At 41.7% G+C, this 25,767-nt stretch carries 26 protein-coding genes; 17 read left to right on the top strand and 9 right to left on the bottom strand.

What is annotated here, in order from left to right:
• Positions 1-822 carry an anti-sigma factor gene (locus ACFSQ3_RS14395; protein WP_380870271.1) on the top strand — a complete coding sequence of 274 codons (822 nt, stop codon included), beginning with the start codon at positions 1-3 and terminating at the stop codon, positions 820-822.
• Between the two features lie 103 nt (positions 823-925).
• Here ACFSQ3_RS14395 and ACFSQ3_RS14390 read toward each other — a convergent pair whose 3' ends face one another.
• Positions 926-1,759 (bottom strand): ferritin-like domain-containing protein, encoded by an 834-nt coding sequence (locus tag ACFSQ3_RS14390; RefSeq protein ID WP_380870270.1) that lies wholly within the window; start codon positions 1,757-1,759, stop codon positions 926-928.
• Positions 1,760-1,790: 31 nt separating this feature from the next.
• Positions 1,791-2,510, bottom strand: a complete 720-nt coding sequence (locus ACFSQ3_RS14385; protein WP_380870269.1) for a ferritin-like domain-containing protein — start codon at positions 2,508-2,510, stop codon at positions 1,791-1,793.
• A gap of 258 nt (positions 2,511-2,768) precedes the next feature.
• Here ACFSQ3_RS14385 and ACFSQ3_RS14380 point away from each other — a divergent pair, with 258 nt between their 5' ends.
• From ACFSQ3_RS14380 to ACFSQ3_RS14370, 3 genes are all read left to right on the top strand, one after another.
• Positions 2,769-3,815: an NAD(P)-dependent alcohol dehydrogenase gene (locus ACFSQ3_RS14380; protein WP_380870268.1), complete on the top strand. Its 1,047-nt coding sequence runs from the start codon at positions 2,769-2,771 to the stop codon at positions 3,813-3,815.
• Between the two features lie 43 nt (positions 3,816-3,858).
• Positions 3,859-4,929: an NADH:flavin oxidoreductase/NADH oxidase gene (locus ACFSQ3_RS14375; protein ID WP_380870267.1), complete on the top strand. Its 1,071-nt coding sequence runs from the start codon at positions 3,859-3,861 to the stop codon at positions 4,927-4,929.
• A gap of 251 nt (positions 4,930-5,180) precedes the next feature.
• Positions 5,181-5,612, top strand: a complete 432-nt coding sequence (locus ACFSQ3_RS14370) for a cold-shock protein (RefSeq protein WP_380870266.1) — start codon at positions 5,181-5,183, stop codon at positions 5,610-5,612.
• A 111-nt stretch (positions 5,613-5,723) separates the two neighbouring features.
• On the opposite strand, the gene ACFSQ3_RS14365 is transcribed toward ACFSQ3_RS14370, so the two are convergent.
• Together ACFSQ3_RS14365 and ACFSQ3_RS14360 are read right to left on the bottom strand one after the other, a co-directional pair.
• A complete protein-coding gene (locus tag ACFSQ3_RS14365; RefSeq protein WP_380870265.1) occupies positions 5,724-6,833 on the bottom strand; it encodes a DEAD/DEAH box helicase in 1,110 nt (369 codons plus the stop codon).
• A gap of 154 nt (positions 6,834-6,987) precedes the next feature.
• Positions 6,988-7,233 (bottom strand): hypothetical protein, encoded by a 246-nt coding sequence (locus ACFSQ3_RS14360; protein WP_380870264.1) that lies wholly within the window; start codon positions 7,231-7,233, stop codon positions 6,988-6,990.
• A gap of 127 nt (positions 7,234-7,360) precedes the next feature.
• On the opposite strand from ACFSQ3_RS14360, the gene ACFSQ3_RS14355 reads away from it, so the two are divergent.
• Positions 7,361-9,595, top strand: coding sequence for an ATP-binding protein (locus ACFSQ3_RS14355; protein ID WP_380870263.1), 2,235 nt, complete (start codon positions 7,361-7,363; stop codon positions 9,593-9,595).
• A gap of 4 nt (positions 9,596-9,599) precedes the next feature.
• Here ACFSQ3_RS14355 and ACFSQ3_RS14350 read toward each other — a convergent pair whose 3' ends face one another.
• The gene (locus tag ACFSQ3_RS14350) at positions 9,600-9,806 is read right to left on the bottom strand and encodes a YwbE family protein (protein ID WP_380870262.1); all 207 of its coding nucleotides are present in this window, start codon (positions 9,804-9,806) and stop codon (positions 9,600-9,602) included.
• A 38-nt stretch (positions 9,807-9,844) separates the two neighbouring features.
• Between ACFSQ3_RS14350 and ACFSQ3_RS14345 the strand changes: the two genes are divergently transcribed.
• The 6 genes from ACFSQ3_RS14345 to ACFSQ3_RS14320 all read left to right on the top strand — a co-directional run bounded on the left by ACFSQ3_RS14345 (position 9,845) and on the right by ACFSQ3_RS14320 (position 14,839).
• On the top strand, positions 9,845-10,060 hold the full coding sequence (locus ACFSQ3_RS14345; RefSeq protein WP_380870261.1) for a DUF6965 family protein: 216 nt from the start codon (positions 9,845-9,847) through the stop codon (positions 10,058-10,060).
• Between the two features lie 73 nt (positions 10,061-10,133).
• Entirely contained in the window at positions 10,134-10,583 is a 450-nt protein-coding gene (locus tag ACFSQ3_RS14340; RefSeq protein WP_380870260.1) for an acyl-CoA thioesterase, read from the top strand.
• A 22-nt stretch (positions 10,584-10,605) separates the two neighbouring features.
• Complete coding sequence (gene rsmI / locus ACFSQ3_RS14335) at positions 10,606-11,277, top strand: 16S rRNA (cytidine(1402)-2'-O)-methyltransferase (RefSeq protein WP_380870259.1); 672 nt, start codon at positions 10,606-10,608, stop codon at positions 11,275-11,277.
• Positions 11,278-11,341: 64 nt separating this feature from the next.
• Positions 11,342-12,055, top strand: coding sequence for a PH domain-containing protein (locus tag ACFSQ3_RS14330; RefSeq protein WP_380870258.1), 714 nt, complete (start codon positions 11,342-11,344; stop codon positions 12,053-12,055).
• Positions 12,056-12,061: 6 nt separating this feature from the next.
• Positions 12,062-13,675, top strand: a complete 1,614-nt coding sequence (gene lnt, locus ACFSQ3_RS14325) for an apolipoprotein N-acyltransferase (protein ID WP_380870257.1) — start codon at positions 12,062-12,064, stop codon at positions 13,673-13,675.
• A gap of 33 nt (positions 13,676-13,708) precedes the next feature.
• Entirely contained in the window at positions 13,709-14,839 is a 1,131-nt protein-coding gene (locus tag ACFSQ3_RS14320) for a cysteine desulfurase family protein (RefSeq protein WP_380870256.1), read from the top strand.
• Between the two features lie 100 nt (positions 14,840-14,939).
• Here ACFSQ3_RS14320 and ACFSQ3_RS14315 read toward each other — a convergent pair whose 3' ends face one another.
• The gene (locus ACFSQ3_RS14315) at positions 14,940-15,353 is read right to left on the bottom strand and encodes a copper resistance protein NlpE (RefSeq protein ID WP_380870255.1); all 414 of its coding nucleotides are present in this window, start codon (positions 15,351-15,353) and stop codon (positions 14,940-14,942) included.
• A gap of 92 nt (positions 15,354-15,445) precedes the next feature.
• Entirely contained in the window at positions 15,446-15,790 is a 345-nt protein-coding gene (locus ACFSQ3_RS14310; RefSeq protein ID WP_380870254.1) for a tetratricopeptide repeat protein, read from the bottom strand.
• A 332-nt stretch (positions 15,791-16,122) separates the two neighbouring features.
• On the opposite strand from ACFSQ3_RS14310, the gene ACFSQ3_RS14305 reads away from it, so the two are divergent.
• From ACFSQ3_RS14305 to ACFSQ3_RS14290, 4 genes are all read left to right on the top strand, one after another.
• Complete coding sequence (locus ACFSQ3_RS14305; RefSeq protein WP_380870253.1) at positions 16,123-16,854, top strand: electron transfer flavoprotein subunit beta/FixA family protein; 732 nt, start codon at positions 16,123-16,125, stop codon at positions 16,852-16,854.
• A 24-nt stretch (positions 16,855-16,878) separates the two neighbouring features.
• A complete protein-coding gene (locus tag ACFSQ3_RS14300; protein WP_380870252.1) occupies positions 16,879-17,853 on the top strand; it encodes an electron transfer flavoprotein subunit alpha/FixB family protein in 975 nt (324 codons plus the stop codon).
• A 191-nt stretch (positions 17,854-18,044) separates the two neighbouring features.
• Positions 18,045-18,707 carry a bifunctional nuclease domain-containing protein gene (locus tag ACFSQ3_RS14295; protein ID WP_380870251.1) on the top strand — a complete coding sequence of 221 codons (663 nt, stop codon included), beginning with the start codon at positions 18,045-18,047 and terminating at the stop codon, positions 18,705-18,707.
• 45 nt (positions 18,708-18,752) lie between these two features.
• Entirely contained in the window at positions 18,753-19,997 is a 1,245-nt protein-coding gene (locus ACFSQ3_RS14290) for a nucleoside permease (RefSeq protein ID WP_380870250.1), read from the top strand.
• Positions 19,998-20,063: 66 nt separating this feature from the next.
• On the opposite strand, the gene ACFSQ3_RS14285 is transcribed toward ACFSQ3_RS14290, so the two are convergent.
• The gene (locus ACFSQ3_RS14285) at positions 20,064-22,334 is read right to left on the bottom strand and encodes a GH92 family glycosyl hydrolase (protein ID WP_380870249.1); all 2,271 of its coding nucleotides are present in this window, start codon (positions 22,332-22,334) and stop codon (positions 20,064-20,066) included.
• A 189-nt stretch (positions 22,335-22,523) separates the two neighbouring features.
• Here ACFSQ3_RS14285 and ACFSQ3_RS14280 point away from each other — a divergent pair, with 189 nt between their 5' ends.
• Positions 22,524-23,861, top strand: coding sequence for a MutS-related protein (locus ACFSQ3_RS14280; protein WP_380870248.1), 1,338 nt, complete (start codon positions 22,524-22,526; stop codon positions 23,859-23,861).
• Positions 23,862-24,185: 324 nt separating this feature from the next.
• Positions 24,186-24,632, top strand: a complete 447-nt coding sequence (locus ACFSQ3_RS14275) for a nuclear transport factor 2 family protein (RefSeq protein ID WP_380870247.1) — start codon at positions 24,186-24,188, stop codon at positions 24,630-24,632.
• A 96-nt stretch (positions 24,633-24,728) separates the two neighbouring features.
• Here the strand turns inward: ACFSQ3_RS14275 and ACFSQ3_RS14270 are convergent, their stop codons facing one another.
• A complete protein-coding gene (locus ACFSQ3_RS14270) occupies positions 24,729-25,724 on the bottom strand; it encodes a redoxin domain-containing protein (protein WP_380870246.1) in 996 nt (331 codons plus the stop codon).
• Positions 25,725-25,767: the final 43 nt, after the last annotated feature.

Here is a 25,767-nt window from a genome sequence, read left to right as displayed (position 1 = left end):
GTGGATATTAAAGAATACATATCGTCCGGAATCGTTGAACTATACGTTCTAGGTGTCGCAACCGAAGAGGAAGCGAGTATCCTAGAATGTGTGCGCAACAAGCATCCCGAGGTGGAACAAGCCATTCGGGAAGCGGAGCAGTTGATGGAAGATACAGCTACTATACAATCCATTGCGCCGCCTATAGATTTGAGAGATAGTATTTGGGCTAGTTTGGAATCTACAGTTGCTGAATCGGAAACACCTTCGGAGATTTTTAAAGAAAACAATAGCGCGAAAACGGAAACAGCCTTTCCAAAAAATGAGCCAATCCGCATTGTCAGTTTACGCCCATTCGCTATAGCTGCTACCGCACTTTTAGTTGGTAGTGTAGCTGCAAATATTTATTTCTACCAACGAAACCAAACGTCAGAACAAGAAATCATCGCTTTGCAAAATAAAAATCAAAGTAGTGAATTGCTGTTATCAGATGCTTACCGCAATTTGGATATGTTCCAAAATCCAGCAGTGAGCAGAATTGCGCTTGCTGGCGTGGAAACACATCCAGAAGCCAGTGCGATGGTTTTATGGAATAAGGACGACAACTCCGTCTACCTTGTTGCGGAAAATTTACCGGAAGTTCCTAAAGGAAAGCAATATCAACTTTGGGCATTGCTAGATGGCCAACCAATTGATGCCGGCGTAATTCCTTTGAATGGGGCTGGAGAAACGCATAGCATGAAGCCAATCAATAATGCGCAAGCGTTCGCTATCACATTGGAAGATGAAGGAGGGAAACCAACTCCTAACCTATCCGAATTGCACGTCATTGGCGAAATTTAATCCATAAACGCAAATCCTTATTCCAATAAAAAAGGCCTGCTTCGTTTGAAACAGACCTTACGTCACTATCCCCCTCCTAAATAAACAAAAATGTATTTTTTGATTAAGCCTTTATAAATAGCTTAGCAATATCTAATACAGCTGGTGCTGTTAATGGCTCGTCGAAAGACTGTGTTGCGATATTGGTAGAAACTTTACCGCTAACTCCGTCGAGCGTAGTAATATCAGCTCCCGCTTGGATTTTATTGTCTTCTCCCGCGTATACAGGATCCACCGCCGCACCAATTCCGGAATCATTTGCTCCAGTAATCCAAGGTTTTTGACCCGATGCCGCACCACCGCGAGCAGTACGCATAGAACGAATATGCGCCGCATGACGAGCTTCTACTGAATGGATTTGCAAAGCAGCGGTTAAGACGATTTGATTTCCTTTTAATAGCCCCGCTTGCCCTTTGTAAGCACGCACTCCCGTATCTTCGAATGCCTGTGCCAACGCTAGAAAAGTATCATAATTACTAAAAACATCAGCGAATGCTCCGCCGGCCGTAAAGTCGAATGTAGGCTTAGAAACCGCCTTATCTTGCAATACGCCTTGTAAAAACTTTACGTGAGCAACTTCGTGATCACGAATAGTTTCTATCGCCTGCAACGGTTTTCCTGAAGGAACCAAACCTGACTGCTGAGCTCCCAACGTATAATATTCCGCTTCTAAAAATTCCAACGTCAGCGCATAGTTAAGTACGCCAATCACATCTGTTGGAGCGGATTGTCCGTATGCTTTATTGAACAATGCCGATACCGCTAATGGTAAAGCTGCCATCGTTACTTTCTGCCCCACGTTGAACATATTGCGAATAGCTTGGCGACGTGGACTTATTCTTTCGTTGAATTCGGGATCAACATGTGAAATCGATTCTAAAATATTTTGTAAGTTCATGGTTTTCTATTTTAAATGAGAATACTAAAGATTAATAGGTTGGTAAATCGCGTACGTCGATTTTCGATTTGATAAACGGTGCCGCAGCTTGAATAACTTTTGTCGGGCTGTTTGATACATCCAAACCGTTGCCATCGATTACCTCACTATTCGCAAAACTTCCGTTATCTATTAAATCGCGCACAACCGCAGCATGGCGAGCTTCTACCGAAACGATCTTTCCGGCCAAAAGCAGGTAGTTTTCATCTTTGATTAACCAACCCGCGCCATTATATGCGGAAACGCCCAAATCTTCGAAAACTTTAGCCGTTCCCAAAACGCTATCTCTGCTAGAAAAATTAACAGAAGAAAAATCAAATTCCAATTGTTTAATCGCGCCATCTTTTAGCGCAGCTTTGAAAAATTCGCGGTGAGCAACCTCGTGATCACGCATATCAGTCAATAAGGCTTTTTCCATCTCCGTCATTCCCGAAAACGGTTTATTAGCCACCTCAATATAAAATGCTGCTTCCAACTGCTCTAAAGCATAAGCATAATTCAGAATAGCGATATCGCCACTTCCGAAATAAAAATCTCGACCTCCCATGTCGCTCGGACCGTCGTCTTTTGTACAGCTCGCAAAATTTAGCAATGCAATTCCGGCCAAACCGCCGCCTGCCATTTTCAAAAAGTTCCTGCGTTGAAGGTTTTGGCTCGACAGACCGGACTCTTCCGATGCCATTTGGTCTGTAATCGTGTTTAATTCTTTCATGACGAGTTATTTTAGTGTTTAAAATGATAGTTTTATGACATCTACGACGATAGATAGCTCTTTGGATTTTCTTAAATGCAATTATTTTCAGAATCTATGTATATGCGCGGTAAATGCATAAAAAAATTCTTTAACCGTGTAAATAAAAGGCATATTCTGACCGATTTGCACCTTGTATTTTCCTTCTAGCCAGTAAAACCATCTTTTCCATTTAATGGTTAAATAAGCATATATTAGTTTATCACAAACACAAGAACTATGATTTCAACAAAGGGATATGCCGCTATGAATGCGGGTGAAGATTTGGTAGAATGGACATTCGAACGCAGAGATTTGGGACCAAAGGATGTCCAATTCGACATACTTTTCTGCGGAGTTTGCCACTCCGACCTACATCAAATTAGAAATGATTGGTTCGAAGGAATTTTTCCTATGGTTCCGGGACACGAGATTGTCGGTCGCGTCGCGAAAATTGGCGACGAGGTTTCCAAGTTTAAAGTTGGCGATTTGGTAGGCACCGGTTGTATGGTGGATTCCTGCGGGAAATGCGAAAGTTGTCACGATGGTGAAGAGCAATACTGCGCAGAAGGAAATATTCAAACATATAACAACGTTAATAAATATACGGATGGTATGCCAACTTATGGCGGCTATTCGAAAACCATCGTTGTTAAGGAAGAATTCGTACTTCACGTTCCTGAAAATTTGGACATCGCTGGCACCGCTCCATTGTTGTGTGCCGGCATTACTACTTATTCGCCATTGCGCCATTGGAAAGTAGGGAAAGGATCGAAACTCGCCGTTTTAGGTTTAGGAGGATTAGGACATATGGCGGTAAAGTTTGGCGTTGCTTTTGGCGCAGAAGTTACGGTATTGAGCACTTCGGAAAGTAAGCGAGAAGATGCAAAACGCTTAGGAGCACACCATTTCGTCATCACAACTAATAAAGATGAATTTAAAGCTGCTGCTAAATCATTTGATTTTATCTTGGATACAGTAAGTGCTGAACACGATATCGCGTCCTATATGTCTTTGTTAAAAACAAATGGCACCCATATCTGCGTAGGCGTTCCGCCTAAACCGGCTCAGATTCCACCGTTCTCCTTGATTATGTCTCGCAATAGCGTAGCAGGATCGATGATTGGTGGTATTGCTGAAACGCAAGAAATGCTTGATTTCTGTGGAGAACATAATATTACCTCCGATGTAGAAGTAATCAATATGAATTATATTGACGAAGCATACAGCCGTATGGAGAAGAACGATGTAAAATATCGTTTTGTTATAGACATGACTACGCTGTAACGCTTTATCCTTCAAATATTTAAAAACTAAAAACAACACATATATGTCAAAACTGTTTAGTGCGTTGACGCTAAAATCAATCACATTAAAAAACCGAATTGTCGTATCTCCCATGTGCATGTACTCTTCGCAAGACGGCTTTGCTACAGACTGGCATTTGGTGCATTACGGAACCAGAGCGATAGGCGGTGCCGGCACAGTAATGGTAGAAGCTTCCGCCGTGAATCCGGTAGGTCGTATTTCGATTGGTGATTTGGGCATTTATAAAGATGAGCATGTCGAAGGTTTATCGCGTATAGCGCGTTTTATTCGCGAGAGCGGCAGCGTACCTGCTATCCAGTTGGCACACGCTGGCCGCAAGGGAAGCACGTGGACAGCGGGAAGCGAGGTGAAAATACTACATAGTACCGAAGAGGGCGGCTGGCCACTAATCGCGCCATCGGCGATTCCTTTCTCTCCTGAAACACCCTTGCCACGCGAGATGGACGAAAACGATATTCAGCAACTTATTCAAGATTTTAAAGATGCTGCGCGTCGCGCATCGGAAGCTGGATTTCAATGGATTGAAATCCACAGTGCACATGGCTATCTATTGAACGAATTCCTATCACCACTATCCAACAAACGCACGGATGATTATGGTGGAAGTCGGGAGAATAGAGCGCGCCTTCTTCTTTCCATTGTTGATGCTGTGCAAGAAGTTTGGCCAGCAGAATTGATTATTTCCGTGCGAATCTCTGCAACGGACTGGGTGGAAGAAGGCTGGACATTAGACGATTCAATCTGGCTCACACAACAACTCGCAGATAAAGGAGTTGACGTGATTGACGTTTCGAGCGGTGGCGTGGTTGGAGGGGTAAAAATACCAATAGGTCCTGCCTACCAACTGCCGCTGGCAAGTAAGTTGAAAAAGGAACTATCCGACCGTATTTCGATAGCTACCGTAGGATTAATTACTAATGCGGAGCAAGCGGAAACTATTCTGTTAAATGGCGATGCCGACTTGGTATTTATGGCTAGAGAATTATTAAGAAATCCCTATCTCCCATTATCGGCAGCCATTGCGTTCGGAGAAGAAAACATCGAACCAAAACAATACGAGCGAGCGTTCTAAAAAAACAAAAATCCTATACGTCGTATCGTTTTTCATTCAGCTCATTCCGTACGGAATGAGCTGAATTATTTATGACAGTCTCCCTATGGTTCCGCGTTCGGCGATGTATCCGAGATTATGATATTATCTTAAAAATGCTTACCTTTGTATCAACACTTCACAAGAGATTGGTCAGACCGACCAATATATCGAAATAGCCGATACACATCTAAATGTTGACTATTTCATTATTGTTTCACTTAAATCCATATATGTCAAGAAATCAGCTCACATTCAAGAAAAAAGAACGCGCTAAAAAGCAACAACTAAAGAAAAAGGAAAAACTGGAAAGACGCGAGTTTAACAAATCGAACAATAATAAAGGTAAAGACCTAGAAGAAATGTTCGCGTATGTTGACGAGTTTGGAAATATTTCCAACACGCCGCCTCAGACGACCTACAAATTTAAGGAAGAAGATTTGGAACGTCCGGTAGATCCGACAGAACTTTATCATTACGGAAAAGTATCGTATTTCAACGAAACGGGTAAATATGGCTTCATCCGTGATAACGAAACCAGTGAAACCGTGTACTTCAACGATCGCCTTGCAGGGATCGATTTGAATATTGGCGACAAGGTTAAGTTTAAATATGCGCGCAGCAAACAAGGCAATCAAATCACCGAAGTAGAGCTACAAAGTTAACCGCTAAGCGGATAGCCGATTGTAACACGATGTCGGTTATTGATATAAAACATAAAAAATCCCTTTTCATCATATTGATGAAAAGGGATTTTTCTTTTTATAAGCGTTATATTAAGCTCCTTTCTCGATTTGAAAACCGATCAGCTTCTGAATACTTTTTAATACGCTTTGTTCCTCGGGGCTACAAAATGACATTGCGACGCCTCCACGCCCTGCTCTGCCGGTCCGACCAATGCGGTGCACATAAGTCTCTGCATCAGCAGGCAAATCGTAGTTGATTACATAAGGAAGTTCTTGGATATCAATCCCTCGCGCAGCAATATCGGTTGCAATGAGCATACTGATTGTTCCCGCCTTAAAATCTCCCAATGCTTTTTGTCGAGCGTTCTGAGATTTATTGCCATGAATACTAGCAACGGTTATTCCCTTTTTCGTTAACTTTTTAGCTAAACGATCCGCGCCATGTTTGGTACGTGAGAAAACCAAGGATTGCTGCATGTTCATTCGCTTTACCAACTTCAACAGCAAGTCTGATTTTTCTACTTTTTCTACGAAGTATATGGATTGCTTTACCGTTTCAGCGGTAGATGAAACTGGAGATACGGAAACTTCTTCTGGATTTTGTAAGATCGTAGATGCGAATTTGCGAATAGGTGCAGGCATCGTCGCGGAAAGAAACAAGGTTTGTCTTTTTTCAGGCACTTGTTTTAAAATACGTTTAATATCATGGATAAATCCCATATCCAACATATTATCGGCTTCATCCAGCACCAAATATTCGACTTTGTTCAGCTTGATCAAACCTTGGTTCATTAAGTCCAACAACCTTCCCGGAGTAGCAATAACAATGTCTAAACCGGCTTTTATCGCATCCACTTGTTTGCTCTGCGAAACTCCTCCGAAAATTACACTATGTTTTAGTTTCGTAAACTTTCCGAATAGGCTAAAGCTCTCCCCAATTTGGATACTCAATTCGCGCGTAGGTGCTAGCACCAATGCCTTGATAGCCTTATCTGTATTGGTAGATTCGCAAAGGTGTTGAATAATAGGAATAGCAAATGCCGCCGTTTTTCCAGTTCCGGTTTGGGCGCATCCAATGAGATCGCGACCGGAAAGAATTACCGGAATAGCTTGTGATTGTATAGCCGTCGGCTGATCGAATTTGATCGCCTTCAAAGCTTTTTGTATAGGATCAATTAATCCTAATTCTTCGAATGTCATGTATTTTCTTTTGAACGTTGATTATTTCCCGTATTGCCTCTTGCAAATACGATACGATCCACTAAACCGTCAAATATGACAAATTAGCATTACGCCATCAGTGGTTGGCGCGACCGCATGCAAAAGTAGGGATATAAATCAGGATAACGCAATGTTAATCCACGCTCGAAAATTCAGCAATCATATTATGTGCTTTTTGTCGAACCTCATCTGGAAAATCATCCAATGCTTCATCTTTTAAAGCATATAAACCTTGCTCTTCATACATGTCTGGGATGTAAAAGCATTCTCGAAAGGATTGGATACTGGCTTTATTACTGGATAGGTAATCGTTAAATTCCTTATCAATAGCTTCTACAAGCTTCTCAAGTTGTTCTGGAGTAATCGTATGTGTATTCATACTATATATACATATAAAACAGTCGACTAGTTTTCTTTAATCCAATCTTTGCGCCGACGCGATGGATTATTCGCCCTATTGTTTTATTGATATTAAACACTACCTTTACAGACTATCCCAGATTGTAATGACCGTAAATCAAGTCCTGTGCGAAAACGAACCAATCCATCTTGTAGGAAAGATTCAAGGTTTTGGAAAATTTATTGTATTGGACGACAATCATCAGATCATTGGCATCAGCGAGAATACCGAATCTTGGCTCAATACTACAGATCCTGCATCGTATCTAGGGCAATCCATTAGCGAACTATTTAATCAATTTGATCAGGAAAATAACGCTGTTCTTGATGATTTATTGAAAAAGCTACCTCATTTGAGTACCGAAAAGGAAATTGCTCAAACCACAATCTTCGGCGATAGTTATGTAATTCGTGCTTATCGCGTAAATTCTCTGTTGTATATTGAGTTTGAAAATAGCGATAACGAACATCAGGACGCGCTCCAACTCCCTTCGTATTCTAAAGCGCTCAATCAAGCTGAAGATCGGGTTTGGGAAGCTTTGTCAGCAAGCATTCGTGATATTATCGGCTACGATCGCGTGATGGTATATCAGTTTTTAGAAGACGCCAGCGGTCAGGTTATTGCCGAAAGCAAACGCGAAGATATCACATCCTATTTCGGCTTTCGCTTTCCTGAGTTTGACATTCCAAAACAGGCGCGTGCGTTGTATCTGAAGAATCACGCTCGACAAACATCAAATATTGATGCGGAAACGTATGCTATTCTTTCTAAAACATCGGATGCTTTCGACTTAACAGATTGCGATCTTCGAGCACTTTCACCTATTCACTTACAATACTTGAAGAATGGAGGCGCGCAAGCTAGTATGAGCTTCTCCATTATTGTGCAAGGCAAATTATGGGGCTTAGTGGCTTGCCAGCATGGCGAAGCATTGCACGTCGACTATCACAAACGCAGCTTAGCTTTATTTTTAACCGAATTTGCAGTTAACAAACACCTAACGATGGCACGCGAGCGCGATCTGGAATTCGATCGCCAAATTGCATCGCTAGAGTTAAAGCTAAAAGAGCAGTTATTAATAAAAAATGATGTCTTTACCGCGCTGAGGGCACATCTGCCGCAGCTCGCTCAATTGCTAAATGCAGATGGGCTCGCTATAGTAGACAAAGACCGTATCTTACTGTACCGAACTTTGATTATGGACGACGAGATGATTGAGTTACATCATTTTGTATCCAATAAGACAGGAAAACTACTTTTTGAAGACCACCGTTTTACCATAAAATACGAAGACGAAATTGCCTTCCCTATCCCTTTTGCCGGATTAGTACGTGTAGATATCGATTTAAGTCGTACGTTCAGTATTTACGCATTCCGCAATGAAGTGGTTGTTGAAGAAGAATGGGCTGGAAATCCAGAGAAAATCATGCAATATGATGCTGGAGAAAATCTGTTCAGGCCATCTCCGCGTCAATCTTTCGATGCGTGGAAAAAACAAATTCACGGAACTGCTCCTGCTTGGAGCAACGACGAGCTGTTTGCACTAAAACGTATTCGACAGATCGTACGTGAAAGCATGCTTCGTAAATCTGAAGAAATAAACAGCCTAAATCAGGAGTTGATTCAACTAAACAACGCTTTGGATACGTATTCTTATACGGTCACGCATGATCTGCGCAATCCATTGGCTTCTATAAAATTGACTGGTCAATTTTTGCAACTGAAGCTCGGAAAAGAAAATGATCTTGCCGCGCGAAGTGCTGCCAACATTTTGGATGCAGTGGATGTTATGGAAAATTTAATGGAAAAAATCTTAGAATTTTCTAGAGCGAAAGTATATCAATACACACCAGAATGGGTGGATGTTTCTACTTCAATCCGAAAGATTGTAACGGAATATTCTGACCGCTTCCAAATGGATCCTATTAACATTGAGATCAAAAATCTATTACCAGTTTATGGAGAAAAAACGCTGTTTCATCAAGTTTTCGCAAACATCGTAGGCAATGCAATAAAATATAGTAGCAAAACACAAGACCCAAAGATCTGCATAGAAAGCCAAATTCGCAACGACAATATTCAATATACGATCCGCGATAATGGTATTGGGATTGATGTAGCCGAATTGGCACACATTTACGATGTTTTCAAACGTATGTCCAATTCGGGCTCTTTTGAAGGCTCTGGCGTCGGTATGGCGATTGTGAAGCGCATAATCGAAAGACTAAACGCATCCATCGAAGTTGAAAGTGAAATCGGCAAGGGCACAACCGTTCATTTGACATTCCCAAATGCGGAAATTCCCGTCGAACTTTTATCGCACAGTACGAAAGCAGGTTAATAGTTTAAAAATCTTCGTCAGGAAGAATTTCAGCAACACGTCCGATACTTCCATCTTCCAATCGAACTTTTATTCCGCGACTGTGATAAGCCGCTGATGTTAATATATCCTTGACGATACCTTCAGTTAACGCTCCGCTACGCTGATCTTTCTTCAAAATGATATTAACGAGTGCTCCTCGTCTAATATCCGCTCTAGTCTTTCCATCCATATATTTTTCAAAAATACAAAAATAGCTATCTTCGTACTATGGATTTAACGCCCGAACAACTCGAAGCCGAACTTTTAGGAAAAACCTACCCCGACAATATCCGCATCAATCAGGCCGCTATAGTTATTGAGGCGGCACCGTTCCTCCATATACAATTCGACATGATAAAGCGCCACAAAGGCGATATTAACCGATGTGCAGCGTGGCAAAGATTGAAAGAATTCTATGCTGCCACGCAGGAACTTGACGATTAGTCGAAACCAACTGCCGTGCTTTCAGGTTTATTCAAAAATGATTTGATAACTTAGGAAAACAAATAAATCCATCATGGCAACACCAGAAAAGACATTTTACGAAGGACAAGTTTTATGGGCACAAATTGATGCCAATCGACATTTAAGACATTCTTCTTACGCCGATTTCTGTGCGCAAGCTCGATCGAATATGTTGAAGAAAATTGGGCTTTCACTTACTGATTTTGCCAAACATCAAATCGGCCCCATCCTATTTCGTGAAGAATTGATCTATCACCGTGAGGTGCATCTGGATGAGTTCATTCGCGTAGAAGTCGAAATGAACAAATACAATCTTAAAAATTCACGATTCTCTTTTCGGCATACGATCTACAAAGAGAACGGCGTAAAAGCGGCTGAAGTAAATGTAGACGGCGCATGGATGGATCTAAAAGCACGAAAGCTGACAAACATTCCGGCAGATTGGCAAGGTTATATACAGCATATTCCGAAATCCGACGACTACATTGCCATAAACGAATAACGTTTAAAGCGTATATTTGCTTATGCTATTTTTAGTTCCTACACCGATTGGCAATTTGGAAGACATGACTTTCCGAGCTATTCGCATTTTAAAAGAATCTGATTTGATCTTGGCGGAGGATACGCGCACCAGCGCGCCTTTGCTAAAACATTTCGGTATCGAAAAGAAGGTATTTGCGCATCATCAGCACAACGAACATAAGGCCGTTCAAGAAATCATTAAGTTTCTGAAGCAAGGACAGCAGATTGCTTTGATATCGGATGCTGGAACGCCCGCTATATCCGATCCCGGATTTCTTTTGGTACGCGAAGCGATTCGAGAAGGCATTGAAATCCAGTGTTTGCCCGGAGCGACAGCTTTCGTACCTGCATTAGTCAACTCCGGATTGCCCAATGATCGGTTTTGTTTCGAAGGTTTTTTGCCAGTCAAAAAAGGTCGACAAACGCGCCTAACGGCTTTAGCCAATGAAACGCGCACGATGATATTTTACGAATCGCCACATCGTTTATTAAAAACCATCGAAGAATTCATTCATTACTTCGGAGAGGAAAGGCAGGCATCCTTATCCCGTGAACTATCTAAACTTTACGAAGAAACAGTTCGTGGAACGCTGACGGAATTAAAAGCACACTTCGAAGCCAATCCGGTAAAAGGAGAATTTGTTTTCTGCGTAGCGGGTCGGGAAGGGAAGTAAGGCATTTTGTTTATATTTGATCAAGGACACATTCCTTGGGTTTAACCACTTTATTATAGCAGCAATGAGTATAGAAAAATATACATGGGACGGCCAAGATGCCAAAATCATTGAAAAAATTCACGGCAAAATTATGGATATGCTAACTTCTGGCGAATCCATCGACTACATCGCTGTACAGAAAAAACCTGCGGTAACGCTATTTCCGGACAGCATCACGGTAAGCAACAAGCGTATTTTCTTGTGTGAATTTGCAAAATTAGGTTTAGCTACCAATTTCGAGATTTTCTCTTGGCACGACATCAAAGATATATCGTTCAAAGAAGAAATATTCGGCTCGAAAGTAACTGTAATCCCGTTTACCGGCGAGAATCTGACGGTAGATTATATTCCCAAAGTACAGGCGCGTAAATTGTATCAGCTCATTAAAGAAGCTTTAGATAATATTCAAAGTGGAAAATCCAACGCCGTAGAGCGCAAACCAGACGTGGAATCGACGCCATTACACATCCCGCATCCTGAAACGCCTGCACCGAAAACGATTCCGGTAGAAAATGAAATGGATAAACTTCCTGGTAATTTCTCGGCACCTTCCGAACGTCCGGCTCCTGCTTATGTGCAACCGCCATCAACGCCAACGCCGAAAGAAGTGAGCAGCGAAGAGGAAGACGATGAAACGACAAAAAAATTAACACGCCTAAAAAGCTTATTCGATCGCCAACTGATCTCCCAAGCGGAATATGAATCGAAGAAAGCAGAAATACTGAAAGATTTCTAAAAAATAATGCGAAATAATTATCTTTTGGCACTGTTAAGTGCCTTTTTATTGTGGTTTGCTTGGCCGCCTATTCCGTACACGAGTGGTTTATTGCTGGTCGCTTTCATTCCATTGCTGATTGCAATCGAACAAATTGCTCGAGGCGATTACAAAAAGAAAGGCCGAAAAGTATTTGGCACAGCATTTCTTACCGGCGTACTTTGGAATACTGCGTCCATTTATTGGGTTTACAATGCGATGAATGCCTTTCTACCGGCGGGCGTTTCCATTTTGATTGCATTAATTCCATTTTGTTTGGGACCGCTTTTGATAGCACTCGCTTTCCGCGGTTATTATGCTTTGCGACAAAAGAATCAGATTCTAGTAAGCTTCCTTGGATTAATTGCATTTTGGGTCAGCTACGAATACTTGCATCAAAGTTGGGATTTAGCGTTTCCATGGATGACGTTAGGCAACGGTTTTGCTTCGACGCATCAATTGGTGCAGTGGTATGAATATACAGGCGTTTATGGTGGAACGGTTTGGATTTGGTTAAGCAACATCGCTGGGTTCTTGCTGTTTTGGCAGTACAGAGCGAAAGTTGCTATCTATTCAAATCGCATGCTAGGCGCGACATTAGCAGGAATTATCGTGTTACCCATTGCATTTTCGCTTTGGAAATACAACAGCTACGAGGAGCATATCAATCCATCTGAAGTGGTTGTCGTGCAACCGAATATCGATCCTTATGGCAAGTTCGGTCGCATATCTCCTAATGAACAATTGGAAATCTTACTTCGACTTTCTGGCGAAGTGGCAAAGTCAAATACGGAGTTTTTCATTTGGCCAGAAACGGCCATATCTTCATCTCAAGGAATTAACGAAGAAGATTTTCGAGCGCACCCATATTATGAAAAGATTTTCGATTTCCTAAATACTTACCGCAATGGAAACGTATTGTCTGGCATAGAAAGTTATCAAACGTACAGCTCCCAGCGAACAATTACGGCGAGAGAATATGCTCCGAACATGTTCGTTGACCATTTCAATGCTGCAGTTTTAATTGATCAATCCAGCAAATTGGATTTTTACCACAAATCAAAATTGGTTCCTGGTGTGGAGCAATTACCATTCGGAAAAGCACTATCTTTTATGAAGCCACTTTTTGCGCATTTCGGTGGTACAACTGGCGGTTATGGTAGCCAATCTGAACCTAGTGTTTTCTATTCACAAAGCGGAATAGGTGCTGCACCGGTGATTTGTTACGAATCAATTTGGGGAAATTACGTTGCGCAATACATTGCGCAAGGCGCACAATTTATCGCCATAGTAACTAATGATGGTTGGTGGGGAAATACTTCCGGCAAAGATCAACATTTCGAATATGCAAAACTTCGTGCTATTGAAAATCGTCGTTGGGTGGTTCGCTCAGCAAATACCGGCATATCCGGATTTATCAATCAGCGTGGCGATATTGTCCAGCATTCTTCTTGGTGGGAACCGACCGCGCTTACGCAGGAAATTAATCTCAACGAAGATCTCACTATATATACACAATATCGAGATTGGTTGGCTTATGTATTCCTGATTTTGACAATGTTATTTGTGATATTATTGATTATCCGAAGGACTTCCCAATAGATTTATTTATCGCTAATCCTTATCTTTGTTGCTATGCAAGTTTATCTCGATAACGCAGCAACCACGTCCATCGATCCGCAGGTGATTGATGTAATGGTGGAAGCTATGACAAACAATTATGGAAATCCGTCGTCGATACATGGACATGGTCGTGAGGTAAAAACGATGGTCGAGCGCGCACGCAAAACTGTCGCTAATTTGCTCAACGCCTCTCCGTCCGAGATCTTCTTTACTTCCGGCGGCACGGAGGCTGATAATATGGCGATTGTTCGATCCATCGAAGGCTTCGGAATTACGCATGCCATAACTTCTCCACTAGAACACCATGCTGTACTACATACGCTGGAGGAAATGGAAAAAGAAGGTAAAGTTAAACTGGACTTGCTTCGCGTAAACGAAAAGGGAGTGATTGATCTAGATCATTTAGAAGAACTTCTAGCCAATAATCCTAAAACGCTTGTATCCATTATGCACGCCAACAACGAACTTGGTAATCTAACGGATATCGCACGAGTTTCCGCACTTTGTGAGCAATACGGAGCCATCTTCCATTCCGACACCGTACAAACCATGGGGCATTACAAACATGATTTAAAAGAATTGCACATTGATTTCATTACAGGTGCTGCTCATAAATTTCATGGACCAAAAGGCGTCGGGTTTTTGTATATTAATGGTAAAAATAAAATCAAACCTTTGCTATTTGGTGGTGCCCAAGAACGCAACATGCGTGGTGGAACAGAAAATGTTTACGGGATTATGGGTTTAGCGAAAGCTTTGGAGTTGGCTTACGAGCACATGGAAGAGCACCGCCTACATATCCAATCACTTAAGGACTATATGAAAGAGCAACTTACGCAAAAGATTGCGGGCGTTTCTTTCAATGGCGTCACCGAAGAAAAAGATTCGCTATATACGGTGTTAAATGTTTCCCTTCCTCCTAGCGATATGGCGGATATGATGTTATTTAATTTAGACATTAAAGGTATTTCTGCTTCTGGCGGTAGCGCCTGCAGTTCGGGCTCAGATATCGGTTCACACGTTTTACGTGGCATCGGTGTTGATCCTTCACGACCATCCGTTCGTTTCTCCTTCTGCAAACACAACACGCGCGCGGAGATAGATTATGTTATCAGCGAATTGGAAAAAATTTACGCCAAATAAATTCTTCGAAACCATTATTTCGAATAGTAGTAAAAAGACAAAAGCTAACAATATTGTTAGCTTTTGTCTTTTTATGTTTGTGTGATTATGCCGCTATGCTTTAGTCAACTTTGTCCAAAATATATTTTCCAGCTAAGTTTCCTTTCATTTCTTTTCCCGAAAGATCCAATTGGCTCAATCGATTTCCTTCAATTTTGTAGTTATAATCTTCGCTTTCCAGTAATAAAACATCGGAATTCACACTCCAATTTCCACTTTTTTGGAAAAGCTCATCGCTTTTACCTACATAGCGATAGTGAAGAGAGTACGTACGATCTTTATTTAAAACCAATGTAGTGGAAATTGCGGAACAGTCCGCGCAAGGTAAATCGCCTTCGTAACGTCCTGTCAAATTATATGCATGTCTACTACGATCTCCCGATGCATCCACATCAGCATTCGCCTTATTGTTGATGCAGGATTTCATCACTAAGCAAAGCGAAATAAAAATGGATATGTAGATTAGGACACGCATAACGGTATAATTGTATACTTATCCGAATGCTAACAAAAAAAATACCACGCTAACAGAATTGTTTTAAAATTAACATTTATTTACACTTTTATTTAGAGGAAGTCTTCATCATTCTCGTCATCAAATCCGGAAGCTAAGGCATGTGCACCACGTAATTCTCCCAAAGCGTGCATGTTACGTAAACTTTTCGCCAATTCCATCCCTTGTTCGTAAATTGTAATCGCTCGGGACGTATTACCTGTTTTTTCTAAAAATTTCCCAAAGTGATAATAGGTTCCTAAATAATTGGGAAATTGGCTTACCAGATTTTCGAAACCTTGTTTCGATTTGGAGTCGTCGCCAAGTTTTACATGTTCCATCGTAATCGCATAATGTAGAAATGGATCCGTCGGAGATTCCTTCAGAAGTTCCTCTAATTGCACTAATCGTTCGCTCATAAACCAAAGTTAACAAAAGGAAATATAGCGATGCAAATTTCATTTTATGCACGCACCATCAAGCCAACAATAAAGCAAAAATTACTATGCAAGCATAGATTTTTACAAGGATGTGATATTTACGGTAAAATCAAAATTAAGACACATAAATTAAAAATAAAATCAAACAACAAGTTATTAAATAAGAATATCACAACAAAATAGCTTAAAAAGGAAAATAATGAAATCAGTAAATCACCAGATTTAAAACACAAACACAACAATACACGCTAAAAATTAGTTTATAATAGTGTAAGTTTGAGAGAACGCACACACATCGTTATATATAAATTATGAGAATCTTAGTTTGCATTAGCCATGTGCCTGATACGACATCGAAAATCACATTTAACAGTGATTTCACGGAGTTCAATACTGCAGGCATACAATTCGTTATCAATCCATATGATGAAATCGCTTTAGCGAAAGCTGTCGAGCTGACTGAAGGCTCTGACGGTACCATCACCGTTATCAATGTTGGCGATTCCAGCACAGAACCGACTATTCGAAAAGCACTTGCTGTTGGCGCAACGGATGCTGTTCGCATCGACGCTGCACCACGGGATGCATGGTTTGTTGCTAAACAAATTGCGCATTATGCAAAAGATAAATCGTTCGATTTAATTCTGACAGGAAGAGAATCTATCGATTACAATGGATCTCAGGTTGCTGCTTTGGTAGGTGAAATTCTGAATATCCCGTCCGTTTCTATCGCTAAAAAATTGACAATCGACGGCCAAGAAATTACGATCGATCGGGAAATCGAGGGTGGTAAAGAGGTGCTTAGTACGCAGTTGCCTGTGGTTGTTGGCACAGCAGAAGGTGTCGCTGAACCGAAAATCCCAAATATGCGCGGTATTATGTCGGCACGTACCAAACCGTTGGAAATACTTCCGGCAATCGACGTTCCCGTGTTAAACAACATCGCGAAATACGAATCGCCTGCGCCACGTGGACAAGTTTCTATGGTGGATGATGTCGATCAATTGGTTAACCTTTTGCACAGCAAGGCAAAAGTATTGTAAACACATTTTAGAGAAATAATTATCATGGCAATACTCGTTTATGTAGAGCATATTGAAGGCACTTTTAAGAAGTCTGCTTTCGAAGTTGTTTCGTATGCAAAAGCAATCGCAAGCGAACAAAATACAACGGTAACCGCACTTTCAATCGGAAAGGTGGAAGATTCCGAATTGAATAAATTAGTCGAATATGGCGCGAGCAAAATCCTGAAGGTCGATCAAGATCAACTTAAGCAATTCGTCAACAAAGCGTACGCTTCGGTTATCGCGGAAGCCGCAAAGGCAGAACAATCCGATATTATCGTTTTATCGAATTCCTTTAGTGGGAAAGGACTTGCGCCTCGCTTGGCCGCAAAATTAGAAGCAGGTTTGGTAGACGGCGCCATTGAGTTGCCAACTACGTCAGGAAGCGAGCTGCACGTCAAGAAAACCGCGTTTTCTAACAAAGCTTTCGCTACGGAAGTAGTGAGCGCTGCGAAGAAAGTAATTGCGGTCAACCCGAATTCAATAGAGCCAACTAAACAAGAAGGCAGCGCAACAATTGAAGCGTTGAATCCTTCTGTTGATGCTTCCGATTTGAATGTATTGGTCAAGGAAGTTGTTCGTGCAACGGACAAAGTATCTTTGCCGGAAGCAGAAATTGTGGTATCTGCCGGACGTGGATTGAAAGGTCCTGAAAACTGGGGCGTCGTAGAAGAATTGGCCGAAGCATTGGGCGCGGCGACTGCATGTTCGAAACCAGTTTCTGATGCGGGATGGCGACCGCACTCGGAGCACGTTGGCCAAACGGGCATCGTGGTGGGCCCGAACTTATATATCGCAGTGGGTATTTCCGGAGCGATTCAACACCTAGCAGGTGTGAGTTCGTCGAAAACCATTGTTGTCATCAACAAAGATCCCGAAGCACCATTTTTCAAGGTAGCAGATTATGGGATGGTTGGTGATGCTTTGGAAATTCTCCCCAAATTAACCGCAGCCATTAAAGCGCATAAGGCAAATTAATAAGAATACCGAACAGCTTACAGGCTGATTCAAAGGCAACCACAGCATCTAAAAAATGCCGTGGTTGCTTTTTTTTTGCTTTTAATATTCCCATCTTTGTAGCGGAAAACGGGCCGATTTGAAGTTCGCGTCTAGCTAATCAAGTTTAGCTATTCCGCTAAGTTTCGAAAACGGCCAATGGGACACTGTGCATGAAGAAAATACAACTAGATATCGTAGGACTTTCCTACAGCCAAACACAATCCGGAGCATACGCACTTGTATTGGGAGAAGTGGGAGGAAATCGTAGACTACCGATAATTATTGGTGGATTTGAAGCACAGGCCATCGCTGTGGAGATCGAGAAAATGACTCCAAGTCGTCCGCTAACCCACGATCTTTTTAAAACATTTGCCGAAACATTTTCTTTGAGCGTAACAGAAGTCCTTATCTACAATTTAGTAGACGGTATTTTTTACGCGAAATTGTTTTGCAAAGACAAGGAACATGGTATCACCGAGATCGACGCGCGCACATCGGATGCCGTTGCGTTGGCGGTACGATTCAAATGCCCGATATACACGTATGATTTCATCATGAGTTCGGCAGGTATTGTAATCGAAGGAAATGATTTCGCATTTTTGGAAAATATTGAAAACTTTTCTACCAGCAATTCAGACAGCGTAAGCGAAGAGGAAACGATCGCTTCTAAATCATCAGAAGAAAAGCCGGAAGATAAGAAATTCGACGGCGCGAATTCGCCATACGCATCTTTTTCTATGGAACAATTAGAGAAAAATCTAGAAAAAGCGATTGAGAACGAGCAGTACGAAGCGGCAGCGCAGATTCGCGACGAGATTGATCGACGAAAATAATAAAGTATAACTAAATAACCTTTTTTATTATCCTACCTTTTTTATATGTCTGTAAAATTGCGGTTGACCATCATGAGCTTTCTTCAGTTCTTTGTCTGGGGAGCTTGGTTAATTACCATTGGCGTTTATTGGTTTCAAAATAAAGGCTGGTCGGGCAACGATTTTGGCGCTGTATTTTCTACTTTGGGAATCTCCTCGCTGATCATGCCTGCATTGACAGGAATTATTGCAGACCGTTGGCTGAACGTAGAAAAGTTGTACGGCGTATTGCACATCGCATTCGGCCTAATTTTTCTCTACCTACCACAAGTAAACGACCCAGATCAGTTCTTTTGGATTATTCTTGCTGCGATGTTTTGCTACATGCCGACCATAGCACTTTCCAATTCGATTGCGTACAGCATTTTGGAAAAGAAAAAGTTGGATGTGATTAAGGTCTTCCCTCCTATTCGCGTTTGGGGAACGATCGGCTTTATTGGCGCGATGTGGTTCACAAACCTTTCGGGAAACAAAGCTTCTGAAGGCCAATTCTACATTTCCGCCATTGCGGCATTCATCTTAGGTATCTATTCGTTCACCTTGCCGGCGTGCCCACCGTCCAAATTACCTTCCGAAAAATCAACGCTTTCTGGGCAGTTGGGTTTAAAAGCTTTTAAGCTTTTCGCGAACTACAAGATGGCGCTATTTTTCATCTTTTCTATGTTCTTAGGCGCTGCATTGCAGTTAACGAATATGTACGGAGATACTTTCCTTTCACATTTCGAATCGTATTCAGAATATGCGGATTCGCTGGTGGTGAAAAACTCGACAATTATTATGTCGATTTCTCAGATTTCCGAAACAGTATTTATTCTTGCAATTCCATTCTTCTTAAAACGGTTCGGCATCAAACAAGTGATGTTGATCAGTATGTTAGCGTGGGTGCTTCGTTTTGCTTTGTTGGCTTATGGAAATCCGGCGGATGGATTGTGGATGATCGTTTTGTCTTGTATCATCTACGGAATGGCTTTCGATTTCTTCAATATTTCGGGTTCGCTGTTCGTAGAAACATCCACAACGCCGGATATTCGCTCTTCCGCGCAAGGTATGTTTATGATGATGACGAACGGATTTGGTGCTATTTTGGGAAGTCGCTTGAGTGGATATGCGATCGACAGCTTTTTATTGGATAGCGACGGACAAATGATGTGGACAGAAATTTGGCTGTGCTTTGCTGCTTACGCCTTAATCGTTGCATTCTTGTTCTCCTTTATGTTCAAACACAAACACGATCCAGCGGTCGTTAAATAAGAAAAGTTTTAATTCTTCGAGATACAAAATGGCCTTTTTAAAAGGCAAAATGCCTTAGGTTCTCACCTAAGGCATTTTGAATGATGGAGGTGGCGTATCTGCGCCCCAAGTTCGATTCGGGCGATCGCCCATCTCAAATTCCAATACGCCGCCTTGCGCTAAATCTTCATGGCTGAACCAAGGCTTCGACCAAGTTTCGCCATTTAACTTAGCAGATTGAATGTATTTGTTTTTCTCTGAACGTCCTTTCGCATTTACCGTGAATTGCTTTCCATTGGACAAGGTCATGGTGGTTATTTCGAAGAATGGTGTTCCGATTGTATAAACAGGCAAACCTGGTGTTACGGGATAGAATCCTGCCATAGAAAACACTAAAAATGCCGACATACCGCCGCCATCTTCATCGCCCGGCATACCCATCAAATCATTTCTAAACCATTGATGAATCAAATCGTCGATTCGCTTTTGCGACATCCAGGGCTGACCGGAATAGTTATATAAATAAGGAATGTGCAAACTCGGCTCATTAGCCATTGAGAACTGCCCAACGTTTCCCGTATGATCCGGCAATTTGCTATAGAAATCGTACTTGCTTTTTCCAAGTGGCTCGCGGAATGTGCGGTTCAATTCGTAATTAAATGAATCGCGTCCGCCCATCATTTCGATCAAATCTTGTACATTATGCGGCACATCCCAGCGGTAAACCCAACCGTTGTTTTCGCCATAATATTCACGCGCACCCTGCCCGCCATCATAACGATAATCAAATGGTTCAATGAACTTTCCATTTTTATCCTTCGGATGAAAGAATTTAGTATCTGCTTTATACAGATTCCGATAGTTTAATGCATTTTTGAAGAAACCTGCCGTATCTTGATGATGCCCTAAATTGGAAGCCAGTTGTCCAAGCGCCCATTCATCATATGATGTTCCCAACGTTACGGCGATTGGTTGGCGTTTCTCAAAACGATGCACTTCGGGAACCGTTTCTTCTTCGCCGGGATAAAGCGCAGGAATAAATCCATGATCTTTATAGAACTGATCTAACCACCCCGCTGGCGCAGCTGACCATGGTGCTAATGTTTTTTCTTGAACCGCGCGTTTTCCACTTTCATACGCCTTTTCAATATCAAATCCGCGCAAACCTTTAGCATACGCATCCGCAACCGTAACCACACCGTGGTTAGAATTCATACGACGCGAATCCCCGGTGATTTCTGGGAATGTGGGCATCCAAAAATGATCCATTTGCTCCGCCATGCGCACATACGACTGCAAAACATCGGCCTCCACCTTTTCATCGATCAATAAACGCAAAGGATGTGTTGCGCGATAGGTGTCCCAAATCCAGTCATCCGTATAAAACGGACGTTCGTCGGTGTGCACTTGACCATCAAATGCACTGAAATAACGCCCATCTTCACTAATGTTTACCGGCCGTTCAAAGCAACGATACAATGATGTATAGAATACAGCACGATCATCCGCTTGTCCACCGCTAACCTGCACGGTTGACAATGTTTTGTTCCAAATTTCACGTCCGGCATCAGCTACTTGCTGCACATCAAACCCTTTGATTTCACGCTGCAGATTTTTCTTTGCCTGATCGGCACTGATAAACGAAATACCGTAACGGAAATGCACGGATTTATTTTTACCCGCAAAAGAAAGTGCTACCGCAGCTTGTTTACCGGAAACCTTCTGTTGCTTGCTATTAATCTTCCCGTTCGTCAACGCACCGAACGTTTTCGCCTTCTGATCAAATTCTCCGTAAACGTAAATAGTCGTATTGTTTTGTAGTTCCTGCGAAGCGATGATGTGATTCGCTTTCACTTCCACATTTCCCGATCCCGAATTAAATACGATCGTGCGATCGCCATCTTGCTGAAAATCCAATGCGTAAATCCCTGATTGATGCGATGGCGCATAGGAAACATCAATTTGCTCATCCAACAAGGAAACACCATAATGATATGGCTTGATTTCTTCGTTATCGTAAGCATACAGTTGCACATTTTTTAACGTGGTTTTACCATCGGAATGAATTGGACTTAAGTTGAAAGCCGAACGGCCGCGGTGGCTCGTCACAACCAGCGGCAAACCGCGTAATTGATCCGTCGTGAAATCGTTTCTTTCCGGATAAACGCGCAACATACTATTCGGTAAATGCACTGTGGGAAAGGTTGGTACCAGCAGGTGGCTGATGTTTCCCATATAAGGATTCACATAATCTACAGGCGATTTATCGCTGCTTTGCGTGGTTTGATCTTGCGCGACCGCACCCTGAAACAAAGCAACAGCACCCGACAAAAGAATAAATGACTTTAAGCTTAGCATATGATGTATTTTTGAGCCGTTAAGATAGCGATTATACTTGGCCTAAAGGTTACAAAAAACGTTTTAGTTACATCGTGTAACGCAGATGTTTCCAAATATTAAAATCCTTTTTCAGACGACAATCGATTACGGATCGGTTGTCGAAATTTATTATATTTGAGAAACTAGTCGACGCACCTACATCTTTCTATGAGCCAAACTTTCCAAATTGACGAACAAACCTATCAGGATTTGCAAATTGTTAGCAAAAATGGCATTAGCGTTATCGACTATTTCGACAAAACAATCACTGATGGTGGCAAGGAAGAGCTGTATGCTATTTTCCGTTCGCCGAGCACAGATCTATCAGTTATTGAGGAAAGGCAAGCGACAACTCAATGGTGCTTAGCAAACAATAAGTTGTTTCCATTTGATGCGCAACTCATCAAGGACATTGCCAAATATTGGAGCTCGTCGCACGATTTACCCCAGGCGGAAAATCACTGGATGGATCGATTTTATTTTTGGAGAAAATACAACGCGAACTTTTATTATCGTTCGAGAGATATTGCGGATACGTTGCTTGTTATTGAAAGATTAAACACATGGTTACATGCAAATGTAGAAAAGCAAAATGTTCCTGCCCGTTTCCAAGAATTGGCTGTGCACGCGCGCGAAGTTTACAAACGCTTATCCGCGTTCGCAAAGAACGGATCGAGAATCGCCATACAAACAGCCAACATAGATAGCTTAGATCGAACAATTCGTGTGGAGCTTCGTCAGCAATTACGGGATATCCTTCAGTTGATTTACGAAATAGATGCATTCTGTTCGATTGCACAAGCTGCCAGAACTAACGGCTTAACATTTCCAAAACTAAAACCAAAAGCTCAACAGCACGCAATGGAGATCGTGGGATTATATCATTTATTTAAACCCGACAGCGTGAGGAATGATTTCATTTTTTCGGCAGATAAAAACAAATGGTTGTTAACAGGTGCTAATATGGCTGGCAAGTCGACATTCATCAAAGCACTTTCTACAGTTGTATTTTTAGCACACGCCGGATTGCCCGTTCCCGCCGAAAAAATAACGTTGCCCGTCATTGATGGTTTATTCACAACAATTAATATTCCAGATGATTTACATGCTGGATATAGTCAGTTTTATCAAGAAGCGGTAAGACTGCGCGAAATTTTCAGTCAACTAAAATCGGATTCCAATGCGTTGATTGTTTTCGATGAACTATTTAAAGGCACAAACTATCAAGATGCATTCGACGCCTCTTCTGAAGTGATACGACAGTTGAAAAACATTCCTGATCCGTATGTTATCCTATCTTCTCACATCATCGAATTGGCAGATCAAATAGATGGAGCTGGTCAGTTTGTCGCGAAATGTATGCAAACGGATACAAACGAAAAAGGCTTTCCACATTTCACCTACAAATTGACCAATGGCGTTGCGCAAGAAAAGCTAGGCATGTGGCTATTAAAACGCAGCGGGCTATTTGAAGAAATGTCTGCGAAATCGTCAGAGCAACAATAAATCAATAATTTTTAAAAAAAATATCATGTCGATACAATATCGATATACATACCGCCGTTATATATGTAAATTTTCATAATTTAGGTTAATAATTGGTTTGGTTTAAATCCCGTAGCTCCCCGCTACGGGATTTGTTTTTACCGGTGAAAATCAATCAAATACATCTTACCGAGATCAGCATTATCCAACGATCGCATTTACCGATTTTTGCAGAACGTTTACCGAGTAATCACCAACATTGATCTATTTCCCATTCGCTAGGGCGCGTTTTCAGGCTAATTTTGGACTATACAAAAACAAGAAACATATAAAAATATAGCCATCATGAAAACAATCATCACCACCATCACCGCAGCAGTCCTTATGATTACCAGTTTATCATCTTTCGCTGCCAATCCAAACGAGAACAACTCTTTGAGTAACTCTGGAAAAACAATTAGTGCTTACATCAGTTCCCTAACTGAAGGTTCAGACGGGCTGAATGAAATGATCTTCGCTAAAGAATTCGAGTACACCAATGCGGCCGATGTGAGCCAAAGAAAATACAGCCGCAAACAATACTTAAAATTCTTGAAACAAAACAAAGGCTTGAAATTCGATTGCAGAACGACATTTACTTTGTTGGACGAAACGGGAAATACGAGCGTGGCAAAAGTAACTATGCAATTTGAAGATTTTACGCGTGTGGATTACATCACTATGCACCAAGTTGACGGAACTTGGCAAGTTAGTAAAGTCGTGACAAGCTACCCTGCTGCAACGACGCGTTAACAGCATTTAAAAATCAAGCTTCTAGTGAAGCCAAAAATACAAACAGCCTGCAATTCAACATTGCAGGCTGTTTGTATTTGTCCGTACCAGAAACTACTAATCCAGCAATTTAGCTAGTAAATCGTGTAAATCCTGTCCAGCCACATTCCGCGCAACGATAACGCCGTCTGGCCCGATCAACAAATTTGATGGAATAAATCGAACGCCGTAAAGCGCTGGTGCTTCGGTATCCCAAAATGCTAAATCCGAAACTTGTGTCCAATGCAACTGATCGTCTTCGATTGCCTTTAGCCAAGATTCCTTTTTCTTATCTAGTGATACACCAAACACCGTAAATCCTTTGTCCTTATATTTTTGATAGGCCTTTACGATATTCGGATTCTCCGCACGACACGGAGGGCACCATCCCGCCCAAAAATCCAAAAGCACATATCCCTTTCCTAAATGATCAAAAAAACGAACTTCGTTACCATCCACATCTTTTGACACAAAATCAATAGCCTTATTTCCCGGCAATACGGCTTCTTGCTTATCCGCCAAATCCTTTAAGATACGAACATACTGCGTTTGCGCAAGCGATGGATCAAGCAGCGCCAAATGCTCGCGAATCTCTTGCGGCGACAAGTCGTAGGAATAATTACGAAATAGCACAAAGGCAGCAACCACTGAGGTCGGATCTTCTTCAATAAAACTTTTAGCTGTCAGTTTTTCTGAACGCTTCTGATACGACAAGAACTGATCTTGCAATTTCGATCCTTTAATTTTTGCACCCCGTAAATCTTGGTCTTTTACAACGTCGATGGTTGTAGGGTTTCCATCTAAGAAAAGTTGCAGATCAATATTTTCAGGATGAAAACTTACACCATACAATTCCGGCAATTGAACCGATGTTTCAAATGCAAACCTCCCATCCACAATTTCCGCAGAATCAATGGTTTTAAATAATTTGTTGTCGTATCGTTGCAGGTAAACCTGCTCTCCGTCGAATCCTTTTATGGTTCCAGAGAGGTTTACGGGCTTTTTATTTTGTCCAAAAACGTTTACCGCGCTAAGTAAAGCGAACGCAAAGAAAATATACAATTTGTTAGACATAGAAATTTATTGATGTTATCACTTTATCAACCATATTCTACAT

Origin of the sequence: Sphingobacterium corticis (assembly GCF_042684745.1) — a bacterium.
GTDB classification, from domain to species: Bacteria; Bacteroidota; Bacteroidia; order Sphingobacteriales; family Sphingobacteriaceae; genus Sphingobacterium; species Sphingobacterium corticis.
This window is presented reverse-complemented; position numbering and strand designations above follow the sequence as displayed.

What these genes read in the sequence shown, in the direction of transcription:
- ACFSQ3_RS14390 (WP_380870270.1), bottom strand. Translation starts at nt 1,759, where the DNA reads ATGAACTTACAAAATATTTTAGAATCGATTTCACATGTTGATCCCGAA.
- ACFSQ3_RS14385 (WP_380870269.1), bottom strand. Translation starts at nt 2,510, where the DNA reads ATGAAAGAATTAAACACGATTACAGACCAAATGGCATCGGAAGAGTCC.
- ACFSQ3_RS14380 (WP_380870268.1), top strand. Translation starts at nt 2,769, where the DNA reads ATGATTTCAACAAAGGGATATGCCGCTATGAATGCGGGTGAAGATTTG.
- ACFSQ3_RS14375 (WP_380870267.1), top strand. Translation starts at nt 3,859, where the DNA reads ATGTCAAAACTGTTTAGTGCGTTGACGCTAAAATCAATCACATTAAAA.
- ACFSQ3_RS14370 (WP_380870266.1), top strand. Translation starts at nt 5,181, where the DNA reads ATGTCAAGAAATCAGCTCACATTCAAGAAAAAAGAACGCGCTAAAAAG.
- ACFSQ3_RS14365 (WP_380870265.1), bottom strand. Translation starts at nt 6,833, where the DNA reads ATGACATTCGAAGAATTAGGATTAATTGATCCTATACAAAAAGCTTTG.
- ACFSQ3_RS14360 (WP_380870264.1), bottom strand. Translation starts at nt 7,233, where the DNA reads ATGAATACACATACGATTACTCCAGAACAACTTGAGAAGCTTGTAGAA.
- ACFSQ3_RS14355 (WP_380870263.1), top strand. Translation starts at nt 7,361, where the DNA reads ATGACCGTAAATCAAGTCCTGTGCGAAAACGAACCAATCCATCTTGTA.
- ACFSQ3_RS14350 (WP_380870262.1), bottom strand. Translation starts at nt 9,806, where the DNA reads ATGGATGGAAAGACTAGAGCGGATATTAGACGAGGAGCACTCGTTAAT.
- ACFSQ3_RS14345 (WP_380870261.1), top strand. Translation starts at nt 9,845, where the DNA reads ATGGATTTAACGCCCGAACAACTCGAAGCCGAACTTTTAGGAAAAACC.
- ACFSQ3_RS14340 (WP_380870260.1), top strand. Translation starts at nt 10,134, where the DNA reads ATGGCAACACCAGAAAAGACATTTTACGAAGGACAAGTTTTATGGGCA.
- rsmI (WP_380870259.1), top strand. Translation starts at nt 10,606, where the DNA reads ATGCTATTTTTAGTTCCTACACCGATTGGCAATTTGGAAGACATGACT.
- ACFSQ3_RS14330 (WP_380870258.1), top strand. Translation starts at nt 11,342, where the DNA reads ATGAGTATAGAAAAATATACATGGGACGGCCAAGATGCCAAAATCATT.
- lnt (WP_380870257.1), top strand. Translation starts at nt 12,062, where the DNA reads ATGCGAAATAATTATCTTTTGGCACTGTTAAGTGCCTTTTTATTGTGG.
- ACFSQ3_RS14320 (WP_380870256.1), top strand. Translation starts at nt 13,709, where the DNA reads ATGCAAGTTTATCTCGATAACGCAGCAACCACGTCCATCGATCCGCAG.
- ACFSQ3_RS14315 (WP_380870255.1), bottom strand. Translation starts at nt 15,353, where the DNA reads ATGCGTGTCCTAATCTACATATCCATTTTTATTTCGCTTTGCTTAGTG.
- ACFSQ3_RS14310 (WP_380870254.1), bottom strand. Translation starts at nt 15,790, where the DNA reads ATGAGCGAACGATTAGTGCAATTAGAGGAACTTCTGAAGGAATCTCCG.
- ACFSQ3_RS14305 (WP_380870253.1), top strand. Translation starts at nt 16,123, where the DNA reads ATGAGAATCTTAGTTTGCATTAGCCATGTGCCTGATACGACATCGAAA.
- ACFSQ3_RS14300 (WP_380870252.1), top strand. Translation starts at nt 16,879, where the DNA reads ATGGCAATACTCGTTTATGTAGAGCATATTGAAGGCACTTTTAAGAAG.
- ACFSQ3_RS14295 (WP_380870251.1), top strand. Translation starts at nt 18,045, where the DNA reads ATGAAGAAAATACAACTAGATATCGTAGGACTTTCCTACAGCCAAACA.
- ACFSQ3_RS14290 (WP_380870250.1), top strand. Translation starts at nt 18,753, where the DNA reads ATGTCTGTAAAATTGCGGTTGACCATCATGAGCTTTCTTCAGTTCTTT.
- ACFSQ3_RS14285 (WP_380870249.1), bottom strand. Translation starts at nt 22,334, where the DNA reads ATGCTAAGCTTAAAGTCATTTATTCTTTTGTCGGGTGCTGTTGCTTTG.
- ACFSQ3_RS14280 (WP_380870248.1), top strand. Translation starts at nt 22,524, where the DNA reads ATGAGCCAAACTTTCCAAATTGACGAACAAACCTATCAGGATTTGCAA.
- ACFSQ3_RS14275 (WP_380870247.1), top strand. Translation starts at nt 24,186, where the DNA reads ATGAAAACAATCATCACCACCATCACCGCAGCAGTCCTTATGATTACC.
- ACFSQ3_RS14270 (WP_380870246.1), bottom strand. Translation starts at nt 25,724, where the DNA reads ATGTCTAACAAATTGTATATTTTCTTTGCGTTCGCTTTACTTAGCGCG.